Annotated in this window: 13 protein-coding genes; 8 read left to right on the forward strand and 5 right to left on the reverse strand. The window is 71.2% G+C overall.

Features of this window, described 5'->3' with window-relative positions; all coding sequences use genetic code 11:
- The first annotated feature begins 2 nt into the window (after positions 1–2).
- From OG709_RS32835 to OG709_RS32855, 5 genes are all read left to right on the forward strand, one after another.
- Positions 3–845: an amidohydrolase family protein gene (locus tag OG709_RS32835; RefSeq protein ID WP_250301719.1), complete on the forward strand. Its 843-nt coding sequence runs from the start codon at positions 3–5 to the stop codon at positions 843–845.
- 34 nt (positions 846–879) lie between these two features.
- Positions 880–1,632, forward strand: a complete 753-nt coding sequence (locus tag OG709_RS32840) for a LytR/AlgR family response regulator transcription factor (RefSeq protein WP_266645642.1) — start codon at positions 880–882, stop codon at positions 1,630–1,632.
- A gap of 128 nt (positions 1,633–1,760) precedes the next feature.
- On the forward strand, positions 1,761–2,123 hold the full coding sequence (locus OG709_RS32845; protein ID WP_250301716.1) for a hypothetical protein: 363 nt from the start codon (positions 1,761–1,763) through the stop codon (positions 2,121–2,123).
- Complete coding sequence (locus OG709_RS32850) at positions 2,120–3,610, forward strand: sodium/solute symporter (RefSeq protein ID WP_329168740.1); 1,491 nt, start codon at positions 2,120–2,122, stop codon at positions 3,608–3,610. Before OG709_RS32845 ends, OG709_RS32850 begins: the two co-directional genes overlap by 4 nt.
- Positions 3,607–4,797 carry a sensor histidine kinase gene (locus OG709_RS32855; RefSeq protein ID WP_266645638.1) on the forward strand — a complete coding sequence of 397 codons (1,191 nt, stop codon included), beginning with the start codon at positions 3,607–3,609 and terminating at the stop codon, positions 4,795–4,797. The genes OG709_RS32850 and OG709_RS32855 overlap by 4 nt, the downstream gene beginning before the upstream one ends.
- 80 nt (positions 4,798–4,877) lie before the next feature.
- Here OG709_RS32855 and OG709_RS32860 read toward each other — a convergent pair whose 3' ends face one another.
- The 4 genes from OG709_RS32860 to OG709_RS32875 form a co-directional block, all read right to left on the reverse strand.
- Positions 4,878–5,387 carry a hypothetical protein gene (locus tag OG709_RS32860; protein ID WP_250301710.1) on the reverse strand — a complete coding sequence of 170 codons (510 nt, stop codon included), beginning with the start codon at positions 5,385–5,387 and terminating at the stop codon, positions 4,878–4,880.
- A 214-nt stretch (positions 5,388–5,601) separates the two neighbouring features.
- Entirely contained in the window at positions 5,602–6,183 is a 582-nt protein-coding gene (locus tag OG709_RS32865) for a sigma-70 family RNA polymerase sigma factor (RefSeq protein WP_308409485.1), read from the reverse strand.
- A gap of 166 nt (positions 6,184–6,349) precedes the next feature.
- A complete protein-coding gene (locus tag OG709_RS32870; RefSeq protein ID WP_250301707.1) occupies positions 6,350–6,811 on the reverse strand; it encodes a universal stress protein in 462 nt (153 codons plus the stop codon).
- Between the two features lie 32 nt (positions 6,812–6,843).
- Complete coding sequence (locus OG709_RS32875; protein WP_329168744.1) at positions 6,844–7,608, reverse strand: bestrophin-like domain; 765 nt, start codon at positions 7,606–7,608, stop codon at positions 6,844–6,846.
- An 85-nt stretch (positions 7,609–7,693) separates the two neighbouring features.
- Here OG709_RS32875 and OG709_RS32880 point away from each other — a divergent pair, with 85 nt between their 5' ends.
- The 3 genes from OG709_RS32880 (at position 7,694) to OG709_RS32890 (ending at position 11,472) form a co-directional block, all read left to right on the forward strand.
- Complete coding sequence (locus tag OG709_RS32880) at positions 7,694–8,023, forward strand: hypothetical protein (protein WP_250301705.1); 330 nt, start codon at positions 7,694–7,696, stop codon at positions 8,021–8,023.
- Between the two features lie 450 nt (positions 8,024–8,473).
- Positions 8,474–9,286, forward strand: a complete 813-nt coding sequence (locus OG709_RS32885; protein WP_250301704.1) for an SAM-dependent methyltransferase — start codon at positions 8,474–8,476, stop codon at positions 9,284–9,286.
- Positions 9,283–11,472, forward strand: a complete 2,190-nt coding sequence (locus OG709_RS32890) for a putative bifunctional diguanylate cyclase/phosphodiesterase (protein ID WP_250301702.1) — start codon at positions 9,283–9,285, stop codon at positions 11,470–11,472. Before OG709_RS32885 ends, OG709_RS32890 begins: the two co-directional genes overlap by 4 nt.
- Here OG709_RS32890 and OG709_RS32895 read toward each other — a convergent pair.
- The gene (locus OG709_RS32895) at positions 11,442–12,344 is read right to left on the reverse strand and encodes a LysR family transcriptional regulator (RefSeq protein WP_329168747.1); all 903 of its coding nucleotides are present in this window, start codon (positions 12,342–12,344) and stop codon (positions 11,442–11,444) included. The genes OG709_RS32890 and OG709_RS32895 overlap by 31 nt on opposite strands.
- Positions 12,345–12,378 lie beyond the last annotated feature (34 nt).

A 12,378-nucleotide genomic window follows, 5' to 3' on the forward strand; every position in this document is an offset into this window, starting at 1 on the left:
AGATGCGGATCATCGACGCGCACCATCATGTGTGGGACCTCTCCGTGCGGGACCAGGACTGGATCACCGGTCCGGAACTCGCCCCGCTGAGAAGGAACTTCGAGCTCGACGAGCTGGCCCCGCAGGCCCGCGCCGCGGGAGTGGACGCCACGGTCCTCGTGCAGACCGTCACCGTCGCCGAGGAGACCCCCGAGTTCCTGGCCCTCGCCCACGGAAGCGACCTGGTCGCCGGAGTCGTCGGCTGGACCGACCTGACCGCCCCCGGCGTCGCCGACACACTCGCCGCCCTGCGCGAACTGCCGGGCGGGGAGCACCTCGTGGGGATCCGCCACCAGGTGCAGGGGGAACCCGACACCGGCTGGCTGCTGCGCCCCGACGTCCGGCGCGGACTGGCGGCAGTCGCCGCGGCGGGGCTCGCCTACGACCTCGTCGTGCTCCCGCACCAGCTGCCCGTCGCCGCCGCTGTCGCGGAGCAACTGCCCGAACTCACCTTCGTACTCGACCATCTGGGCAAGCCGCCCATCGCCGACGGGACGCTTCAGCCGTGGGCCGCGGACGTACGCGCCCTGGCCGCACGCCCCAACACCGTCTGCAAGCTCTCCGGCATGGTGGGCGAGGCGGGCGCCGGCTGGACGACGGAGGGGCTGCGTCCCTACGCCGACACCGTGCTGGACGCCTTCGGCCCCGGGCGGCTGATGTTCGGCTCCGACTGGCCGGTGTGCGTCCTGGGCGCCTCGTACGGTGAAGTGGTCGACACCGCGAAGCGGTTGACGGAAGGACTGAGCGCCGACGAGCGCCGCCAGGTCTTCGAATCCACCGCCTCACGGGTCTACGGAATCGTCTGAGAGCCCACCGGGCCGGCGCCTACACTCCAGCCTCATGCTGCGCGTACTGGCCGTGGACGACGAAGCACCCGCCCTCGAAGAGCTGCTCTACCTCCTCCGCTCCGACACCCGCGTCCGTAGCGCGGAGGGCGCCGTCAGCGCCACGGAGGCGCTGCGCCGGATAGGCGGCGCCCTCGAAGCGGACGCCGACGACACCGCGGCCATCGACGTCGTCTTCCTCGACATCCACATGGCGGGGCTGACCGGCCTGGACATCGCCCAGCTGCTCGCGGGCTTCACCAGACCCCCGTTGATCGTCTTCGTCACCGCGCACGAAGGCTTCGCCGTCCAGGCCTTCGACCTGAAGGCGGTCGACTACGTACTGAAACCGGTCCGCCGGGAGCGCCTCGCCGAAGCCGTGCGCCGGGCGGCCGAACTGGTCACCGACCGGGCCGCCCCGGTCCTGGACACCGCGGCCGACCAGATCCCGGTCGAACGCGGAGGCGTCACCCGCTTCGTCGCCGTCTCCGACATCACCTACGCCGAGGCCCGGGGCGACTACGCCCGCCTGCACACCATGGACGACAGCCATCTCGTCCGCGTCCCGCTGTCCACCCTGGAGGAGCGCTGGCGTACGCGCGGCTTCGTGCGGATCCACCGCAGCCATCTGGTCGCGCTGGACCGGATCGACGAACTGCGCCTGGACGCCGGATCCATGAGCGTCCGGGTCGGCGCGGTCGAACTCCCGGTCAGCAGACGCCACTCCCGTGCGCTGCGCGACCGGCTCATGCGCGGGGCGGGCCGCTGACAGGCTGTCGGGTGGCCTCGGACCGGACACGTGTGCGTGCCGGGGCACGGCCGCCCGGCCGGCGGTCACCCGTCAGCCTCCGAGGCAGAGCTTCCCAGCGGTTCGCCGCGCTGCGTACACTCCGCGCCATGTCAGCAGAGCCGGTGCCCCGACGCGAGACCGTGACCGGCGAGCCCCGGCGGGTGCGACCGCTGCCGCGCTACCGGGCGCAGTCGGAGATCGACGAGCAGACCGCACTCGGCGACGCCTATGTACGCTCTCTGATGCGCAGTCAACTCCGCGCCGGTCTCAGTGCGTTCGCCCTGCTCGCGCTCCTCGCCGGCACTCTGCCGCTCGCCTTCGTCGCGCTCCGCAGCGACCTGGCCGTCTGGGTCGTACTCGGCTGCGGGGCCTACCCTCTGCTGGTGCTCATCGCCTGGTGGTACGTACGCCGCGCCGAGCGCAACGAACAGGACTTCGCCCGTCTCGTGGAAGGCCGCCCCGCGCAGTGAGCCGGACGTACGCGGTGGTGGCAGTGGCCGCCGTCGTCCTCGCCACCGTCCTGGTCGGCGGCTTCGGGCTGCGGATCTCCCGTACCACCTCCGACTTCTACGTGGCGTCCCGCACGGTGGGACCCCGGCTCAACGCCGCCGCGATCAGCGGCGAGTACCTCTCCGCCGCCTCCTTCCTCGGCATCGCCGGCCTGGTGCTGGTCCACGGCCCCGACATGCTCTGGTACCCGGTCGGCTACACCGCCGGATACCTCGTCCTGCTGGTGCTCGTCGCCGCGCCGCTGCGTCGCTCCGGGGCGTACACACTGCCCGACTTCGCCGAGGGGCGGCTCGAATCGCGGCAGGTCCGCAGCCTGGTGAGCATCTTCGTCATCGGGGCGGGCTGGCTGTACCTGGTGCCTCAACTCCAGGGTGCCGGGCTGACGTTGAAGATCCTCACCGGGGCGCCCGACTGGCTGGGCCCGGTGATCGTCGCCGCGGTCGTCGTGCTCTCGGTGGCCGCGGGCGGGATGCGCAGCATCACCTTCGTCCAGGCGTTCCAGTACTGGCTCAAGCTCACCGCGCTGCTGGTCCCCGCGCTCTTCCTGGTGCTCGCCTGGACGGGCGACGGGCGGCCGGGCGTGCCGTCGGACGGGCCCTCGCTCGCGCTGTCCGCCGGTTTCGGCCGTGCCGACCACCCGCTGTACGCGACGTACGGACTGATCGTCGCGACCTTCCTCGGCACGATGGGGCTGCCCCACGTGGTCGTCCGCTTCTACACCAGCCCGGACGGGCGCACCGCGCGCCGTACCACCGTGGTGGTCCTCGCGCTGATCGGCGTGTTCTATCTGCTGCCGCCGGTGTACGGCGCGCTGGGGCGCCTGTACGCGTCCGAGCTGCCGCTCTCCGGCGACGCCGACGCGGCCGTGCTCCTCCTCCCCGGCCGGGTGATCGGCGGCGCGGGCGGCGATCTGCTCGGCGCGCTCGTCGCGGGCGGCGCCTTCGCGGCGTTCCTCTCCACCGCCTCGGGGCTCACCATGGCCGTCGCCGGGGTCCTCACCCAGGGCTCCCGCGGCATACGCCACTTCCGGCTGGCCACCCTGCTCGCGATGGGAGTTCCCCTCGCGGGCGCCCTGCTGGTCAGCGGCGTACCGGTGGCCGACGCCGTCGGGATGGCCTTCGCCGTCTCCGCGTCCTCCTTCTGTCCGCTGCTGGTGCTCGGCATCTGGTGGCGCCGGCTCACCCCGCCGGGCGCCGTGGCGGGTCTGCTGCTCGGCGGCGGCTCGGCGCTGATCGCCGTCGCCGTCACGATGGGCGGCGCCGTACGACCGGGCTGGGCCCACACCCTGCTCGCCTGGCCCGCCGTGTGGTCCGTGCCGGTGGGCTTCCTCGCGATGATCCTGGTCTCACTGGCCACCCCCGGCCGCGTCCCGCCGGGAACCAGCGCCGCCATGGCCCGCTTCCACCTGCCCGAGGCGCTGGCCGTCGCCAGGGGAGCCCGCAGATGAGCGGGGCGGCGCAGGCCGCGCTGATCGTGCTCGGGCCGCTCCTGCTCGTCGGCGGGTTCGTGCTGGGCAGGCGCACCGCACGTCCCGCCCGCAGCAGCGACGTCGGCACACCGGTCGAACACGCGACCTTCGAGACCCTGCACACCGCCTCGCTCGCGGCGCCCCCGCTGCGCGCGGGGCTCACCGAGGAGAGCGCCCGCAGATCCGCCCGCCGACTGCGGTCGCTGCTCGGCACGGACGCGCTCTGCCTCACCGACGGCGAGCGCGTCCTCGCCTGGGACGGGCTGGCGGAGCACCACTGCGCCCAGGTCATGGACCAGCTGGGCGGCCTGCTGGAGAACGGCAGGGACCGGGCGTTCAGCAGCGCCTGCGACGATCCGGACTGTCCGCTGCGCTGGGCCGTCGCGGTCCCGCTGACCGTCGACCACCGGGTGCTCGGCGCCCTCGTGGCCTTCGCGCCACGTGAGTCCGCGGTACTGGCGCGGGCGGCCGGTGAAGTGGCCCGCTGGGTCTCCGTGCAGCTGGAACTCGCCGAACTCGACCGCTCACGGACCCGGTTGATCGAAGCCGAGATCAAAGCGCTGCGGGCCCAGATATCCCCGCACTTCATCTTCAACTCGCTCGCCGCCATCGCCTCCTTCGTCCGTACCGACCCCGAACGCGCCCGTGAACTGCTCCTGGAATTCGCCGACTTCACCCGGTACTCGTTCCGCAGCCGAGGCGACTTCACCACGCTCGCCGACGAACTGCACTCCATCGACCAGTACCTGGCGCTGGTGCGGGCCCGCTTCGGTGACCGGCTGGACGTCACGCTCCAGGTCGCGCCGGAGGTGCTGCCCGTCGCGATGCCTTTCCTCTGTCTGCAGCCGCTGGTCGAGAACGCCGTCAAGCACGGCATCGAGGGCGACGCAGGGCGCAGCCGCATCACCATCAGCGCTCTCGACGCGGGCTCCGAGGCGGAGGTGGTCGTCGAGGACGACGGCATCGGCATGGAGCCCGACCGGCTACGCCGGATCCTGCGCGGCGAGGTCGGGCCCTCGTCCGGCATCGGGCTGCTCAATGTCGACGAACGGCTGCGTCAGGTGTACGGGGACGCCTACGGGCTGGTCATCGAGACGGGTGTGGGCGCGGGGATGAAGGTCACCCTGCGGATTCCGAAGTACCGTGCGGGCGTGCACGGTTCGTAGCGCGACCGCACCGGAGGAGTCCGCGGTTCATCCGCACCGGACGAGCCGGGGGTTCATCCGCACCGGAGGGAGTCCCCGGTTCATCCGCACCCGAACGGATCCGGCTGGAAGAGATGGATCGCCAGATGCCCCAACGGCAGCCCCAACTGCCAGGCCGGGGTCCAGATCTGCGGCCCGCCCTCCTGGCCGGACACCGCGACCGGCGTGACCGCGTCGAGGTCCGCGGCCAGCAGTTCGGTGTCCTCAAGCCACTGCCAGGCCGCCCTGGCCAGCGGCAGATCGGGGCCGTGACCGCCCCCCGCCGTCAGCTCTCCGAGCCGGGCGCAGACCCATTCCCGCCACCCGGTGTCGTACGCGGTGAGCGACAGCCACTCGTCGAGCCGCAGCACCGACCCGGCCCCCGTGACCGCACCGTCCGACAGGAAGACGGTCAGCGCCAGCGCGTCCCGTCCCGCCCGGTACTCGATCGTCGTGGGCGGCATCAGATCGCCGGTGCGCAGCAGTTCATCCGCGATGTACTCGGCGTACATCCAGTCCATCGGTACCAGCAGTTCGCCACCACTGGTCCCGTTGGTGCTCTCGGGACGCATCCCGTCTCGCCTCTTTCATCTCTTGGCCAGGCACTTCCGGTCACCGTCCAGGCGCGCGCGTCAGCACTCCGCCGGACCTCCAGGGAGCATTGAACCGGTGCAGGAGGCCCCACGTCGCCAGAAGCACAGGATTTCCCGTTCCTGCGCGAGGTGTTCATGTCCGCCGAGTATTCTGCGGCCCCGCACGGGCGACGGCCGCTCCGCGCACCGGCGCTCAGCGCACTGCCGCCCGACGGGCACCGCCGGGCGGTGCGCCGGCTCCGGCGGTGCGTTCCGTGTAGCCCGGCAGATTCCGCCCCAGGACGCGCAGCGCGTAGTGGGAACGGGACTTGACCGTTCCGGGCGGTATACCCAGGACGCCCGCCGCCTCCCGCACACTCAGCCCGCGGAAGTAGATCTGCACCAGCACCGCCCGGTGCTCGGGACTCAGCGCCCGCACGGCCCGGCGCACGTCCAGCGCGGCGGCCGAGCGCTCGGTGAGGTCCCCCGGGGCCGCGGTGGACTCCAGTACGTGATCGCTGACCTCGGCCGGCCGGGCGAGCCGGGACCGGCGTGCGTCGATGGCCAGCCGACGGCCCACGGTGAACAGCCAGGGCCGCATGGACTCGTAGGGGCCCTCGAAGGCCTCGGGATGCTGCCAGGCGCGCAGCAGTGTCTCCTGCAGCAGGTCCTCGGCGCGCTGCCGGTCGCCGTACGACAGCCCCAGCAGGAACTGCAACAACGCTGCGCCGTGGGTGCGCTGGAGTTCCCGGAGCGCCCGCTCGTCGGTTCCGTGGGGTATCGGTGTGAAGGTCACGGGCGTATACGAGCGCAGCACGGCGGGAACGGACAGCGGCCCGGCACGGCTCTGCGACGAGCGGTTGAAACGTGCGACGAGCGGCACGCCGAGCGGTCGGCGGGGGAAACACGCGTCCGATTCGGCGACGTCAGCCCTCCTGCACGTCGAGTGCGGGACGGGCGGTTTACGGCACGACGGTGACGGGCCAGCGCCCGGCCTTGACCAGCCGGACGGCCACCGATCCGATGATCCGGTGCCCGGCCGACTCCGACGCCCCGACCACCACGGCGTCCGCCTTGAGCTCGTCGGCGGCGGTGACCAGACCGTTGTACGGGTCGCCGCGGAAGGTGTGGAACTCCCAGCGCACGGCGAATATTTCCTTCACCCGCTCGGTGGCCGTCCGGATCTCGTTGACCAACCCCTCGGCGATCTCACCCGTGGTGTCGGCGACCGGGGCCCCCAGGGAGGCCCCGGCGGCGAGTACCGGCTGTACGTACACGATGGCGAGCAGCGCGTTCTGCCGTCGGGCGAGCCCGCCGGCGTACGAGGCGGCCCGCAGGGACGACTCCGATCCGTCTATGCCGACGACGATCACCTTGGGGCCGTCCGTGCCGCGTTCGAACTGGTGAGGCTGCTGATCTGTCACGCGCAGAGGCTATCGCCTCCCCGTTCGGGCACCTATTTCGAGAGGTTCGGGAAGAGCGCGCGGAACGGCTCGGCGGTGGCGGCGATGCCGCGGCCGAACGGTGCGTCGAAGTCCCAGATCAGGAAGAGCAGGAAAGCGATGAGCGCGGTGAACAGTCCGGCGAGAAGCAGCTCTCTGGGAGTGCGCCTGATCTGGAACGTGAAGATCAGTCCGACGGTGATGACGGCCCCGACGACCAGACCGAACCAGACCACCCCCGGCATGGTGGCCCCGGCGTTCTGCCCCCGGGAACTCCGGGCGTCGTCCGCCGCCGCCACCTGGTCGACGAGGGGCTGGTAGGCCTCGCCCTCGTGGTCGTTCCTCGGCTTGTAGTCGGTGACGTCCCGCCGTACCTGGTCCAGGAGTTGACCGCCGCGCGGGGTGAGGCCGCCGTGCTCGCCCATGTGTTTCCACTCGGTGTCCAGGACATAGCTGACATAGGTGCCGACATCGGTGTGGATGCGCTGCCGGACATCGGCGGGGTAGACGGCCGAGCGGGCGTCGACCTCGTGCAGCGCCTGGGCCTCCGTACGTACGGATTCCTGCGCGGCGCCGCGTCCCTCCCAGACGCCGGCGATGGCCAGACCGAGCACGATCGCGTAGATCACGCCGATCATCATGGTCATGTATTCGATGACGTCTGGGGTCTCCGAGGGGTCGTCGTCATCGCCGATCCGGCGGTTGTTGATGAGAGTGATGGTCAGGACGACGGCGCAGGCCGCCGCCATCGCGATCGTGAGAACAAGCCATTCCGACACGGGTGTCTCCGTCGGTCATCGGGAGGAACGAGGGCGCAGCACAGCCACGGCGAAGACCGCGGGAGCCATGATCAGGAGAACGCGGGTGAGCACCGGCGAGTCGTTGCGCGGCTTCTTGCGCGCAGGCGCCCGGTACGCGGGGAGGGCCACCGGCTTCAGCGTGGGCGGCTCCGGGCGTACCGACGGTTTCGGCGGTGCGGGTGCTCTCGGCGGCGCCGGCGGTTTCGACGGCCGGGGCGGCGGCGTCGGCCCGGGGGCCGGGCGGTACACGTGCCGGGGCGGGGGAGGCGGAGGCGGGGGCGCCGGTGGTGGGGGCGGTTTCGGGCGGGGCGGGGCTTTCGGTACGGGGGTGGTGTGCTCCGCCGTACAGCTGCCGCTCCCGCCGATGGCGACCGCGGTCCCCGAAGGGGCCTGACCTGACTGGGAGACGTAGGCGTAGGAACAGTCGTCCGCTGCTGCGGGTACGGGTATCAGGGCGAGCCAGAGGAGGCCCGAGGCCGCCAGCAGCCTGGCGAGCGGAACGAACGTCCGCGGCGATCGGTACATGCCGAGCAGCATGATCCGGACGAGCGGGTGGCATCCGGGTGTTGCCGTGGATTCGCCGGAAGGGGGGAGATCTCTGGCTTTGTGTTTGAATCGGTCATCTCGCATACCCGGCAAGGGAATTGTCATCGGAGGCGTTGAACACAACGTTTCCGGCCAACCACACAGCGTGTGGCCGGAGGCACTTGCCACAGGCGTGTGACGAATAACGGACCGCCAATTTCCGTTTCTGCTCGCTCTCTTGGCAGGCGGTCAGTAGATTCGGCTCGAACACTGGCCATGGACATGGCCGGACCGTCGCACCGACCTGTTGGAGACATTGATGGAGCGTCCTGCCTGGGCCCCGCAGGGCATCGATCTTTCGGTGCCGAGTGTGTCGCGGATCTACGACTACTACTTGGGCGGTTCGCACAATTTCGAGGTGGATCGGGAGGCCGCGCGCAAAGCCATGGAGTTCATGCCGGGGCTCCCGAAGGTGATGCAGGCGAACCGCGCCTTCATGCGCCGCGCGGTCCGATTCGCCGTCGAGTCCGGCATCACACAGTTTCTCGACATCGGTTCCGGCATACCGACCTTCGGGAATGTCCACGAGGTCGCCCAGGCCATGGCCCCCGAGGCCCGGGTGGTGTACGTCGATCACGACCCGGTCGCCGTCGCCCACAGCAAGGCTGTACTCGACGGCAACGAACTGGCCTCGGTGGTCGCCGCCGATCTGCGCAAGCCGCAGGAGATCCTGGACAGCCCGGAAGTCGTCGCCGGTCTCGATCTCGACCGGCCGGTGGCACTGCTGCTCGTCGCCGTCCTCCACTTCATCGAGGACGCCGACGACCCGTGCGCGGCCGTGGCCGCCCTGCGCGACGCGCTGGCTCCCGGAAGTCTGCTGATCCTCACCCACGCGTCGTACGAGGGCATCCCGGTCCCCGAGGAGCAGGCGGGCGGTGCGGTCGGTGTCTACCGGAACATCCGCAATCCGCTGGTGATGCGTTCGCGCGAGGAGGTCGCCCGGTTCTTCGACGGCTTCGAACTGGTGGAGCCCGGACTGGTCGCCATGCCGGAGTGGCGGCCCGAGGCCCCGGTCGACCAGGAGGACCCGTATGCCTTCGCAGGCTTCGTGGGTGTGGGGCTAAAGGCGTGAACGTGCCGCAGCAGAAGTCGGCGTCCCTGGCGGACCAGGACAGCCCGGAAGACAGACTCGGCCGCTTCGCGACGATCTGGAGCCGGGCCATCTTCCCGTCGACCGCCACTTCCCTGACCCGTCCCGAGTTCGAGCGGCACCTGCTGCCTCTCGCCGGCCGGCTGAGCGCCGCGCTGCACGCCCGGCCCTTCGACCCGGCGCCCGCCCACCGCGTCGGCGGTGACCTCGTCGCCGCCCACTGCACGGATTCCGATGCGCTCAGCCAGACCCTCGGGGTGGTCGACTCGTATCTGGTGCTCTACTGCGGCACGAGCGGGGCGGATCCCGCGCTGGCACCCGAGGAGATCCGGATCCGCTGCTCGCGTCTCCAGCACGCGCTGGCCGCCGGGTTCGCCCAGGCGCTGCGCGAGCGCACGCTCAGCGAGCAGGAGGCCATCGCCCGCTCGGCGCTCTCCGCCCGCAGCGCCGCCGAGGAGGCGCTGCACATCACCGAGACGCGCTTCCGCGCGGTCTTCGAAGGAGCTGCGGTCGGCATCGGCATCGCGGACCTGGACGGCAACGTCCTGGAGGTCAACGACGCGCTGCTGCGGATGTTCGGCGGGGTCGACCACCACGTGCGCAGCCGCAACGTGAACGAATGGGTGCACCCCGAGGACGCCCCCCAGGTCTGGGGAATGCACGCCGAGTTGGTACGCGGCGAGCGGGACCACTACCGGGTGGAGAAGCCGTACTACCGCAACGACGGCACCGTGCTGTGGACCAATCTCACGGTGTCGCTGCTGCGCGACGCCGAGGGCTGCCCGCAGTACCAGCTGGCGCTGATGGAGGACACCACGGAGCGCCGGCTGCTCAATCTGCGGCTGCGCTACGAGGCGACGCACGACGCCCTGACCGGGCTGCCGAACCGGACGCTCTTCTTCGAACGGCTCGACAAGGCGCTCTCCGCGGGGCAGGCGCAGGGGATGCCCTTCGGCCTCTGCTATCTGGACCTCGACGGGTTCAAAGCGATCAACGACAGTCTCGGACACTCGGCGGGCGACCGGCTGCTGGTGGAGGTCGCCGACCGGCTGCAGAGCTGTGCGACGGCATCCGGCGAGATGGTGGCCCGGCTCGGCGGTGACGAATTCGTCGCCCTCACCACGGGGTACGAGTCGCCGGACGCGGTCGAGGAACTCGCGGTGCGCATCCTGTCGGTCCTGGCCACTCCCATCAGGATCGACGGCCGGGAACTGACCGTGCGGGGCAGCATCGGTGTGGTCGAGGGGCTCGCGGGCACCCAGAGCCCCGCCGAGGTGCTGCGCAGCGCCGACATCACGATGTACCGGGCGAAGGCGGCGGGCGGCAACCGTTTCCAGCGGGCCGACGCCGAGGCGGACGCCCGTGCCATCACCCGGCACGGGCTGACGACCGCGCTGCCCGCGGCCCTGGAGCGCGGTGAGTTCTTCATCGAGTACCAGCCGCTGGTCCACCTCGGGGACGGCAGCGTGCACGGGGCGGAGGCGCTGGTGCGCTGGTCCCATCCGCAGCACGGGGTGCTCGGACCCGACCGGTTCATCTCGCTGGCGGAGCACACCGGACTGATCGTGCCGCTGGGCCGCTGGGTCCTGGAGGAGTCCGTACGGCAGGCCAGGGGCTGGCAGCAACTGCATCCGGCACACACCGACGGCGGCCCGCTGCGGATCAACGTCAACCTGTCGCCGACCCAGCTCTACCACCCCGGCCTGGTCGCCGACACGGTGGCCGTGCTGGAGCGCACCGGTCTGGATCCCGGGGCGCTCTGCCTGGAGGTCACCGAGTCGGCGCTGATCGGCGCGGACGACGATCTGCTGAAGCCGCTGCGGCAACTGGCCGAGATGGGCGTGGACATCGCGCTGGACGACTTCGGCACGGGGTACTCCAACCTCGCCAATCTGCGCAGGCTGCCGGTGAGCGTGCTGAAGCTGGACCGGTCGTTCACGCGGTCGATGCAGCAGCATCCGGCGGACCCGGTCGACCTCAAGATCGTCGAGGGGATCGTCGCGCTGGCCCACAGCCTGCAGCTCGCGGTCACCGTCGAGGGGGTGGAGACCGGGGCGCAGGCCGACCAGCTGAAGGAGCTGGGCTGCGACACCGCGCAGGGCTGGTACTACGCCAGGCCGGGAGCGCCCGACCGGATTCACCGCCTGTCGCTGGCCGACGCCGTGTGATGCCCGAGCAGGACGTCCTGCAGGACCCGTGCGGCGCGCGGCGGCGCGACGTCGCTGCGGTGCGCGAGCGCGATCGTGCGGCGCAGCCCCGGACGGGCCAGCGGTGTCACGCGCAGGCCGTGGCCGGCGCGGACGGCGATCATGCTGGGGACGACGGCGATGCCGAGACCGGCCCGCACGAACCCCAGCACGGCGTCCATCTCGCCGCCCTCGACGGTGAAGTACGGCTCGAAGCCCTCGGTGCGGCAGGCGGACAGGGTGAGGTCCCGGAGGTCGTAGCCGTGCCGGAACATCACCATCGGCTCGCCTTCGAGGTCGGTGATGCGCAGCGGTGAGCGCGGCGCGGCGGCGGCGGGCGACGAGACCACGACGAGATCCTCCTGGAGGAGCTCGATCGTGGTGAGCGCCGGTGACGGGGTGGGCAGCGGAAGGACGACCAGCGCGAGATCGAGGGCGCCGCGCGCCAGCTCCCGTACGAGGTCGTGGGAGCCGCCCTCCTCGATCAGCAGCTGGATGCCGGGGTGCTGGTCGTGGAAGGAACGCAGGACGTCGGGGAGCAGCCCGGTGCAGAGGCTCGGCGTCGCACCGAGCCGCACCCGGCCGCGCCGCAGCTGGGCCAGTTCCTGCACTTCGTGGCGGGCGGTCTCGGCGTCCGCGAGGATGCGCCGGGCGAGCGGGAGCAGGGTCTCGCCCGCGTCGGTCAGGGTGATGTTGCCCCGGGCCCTGCTGAACAGCTCGGCCCCCAACTCCTTCTCCAGCGCCCTGATCTGCTGGGAGAGGGACGGCTGCGCGACGTGCACCTCCTCGGCGGCGCGGGTGAAGTGGCGGGTCTCGGCGACCGCGACGAAGTAGCTGAGCTGCTGGAGCTGCATGGATTCCACGATAGACGATGGCTATGGAGATGAG

The organism is Streptomyces sp. NBC_01267 (assembly GCF_036241575.1).
Lineage (GTDB): Bacteria > Actinomycetota > Actinomycetes > Streptomycetales > Streptomycetaceae > Streptomyces.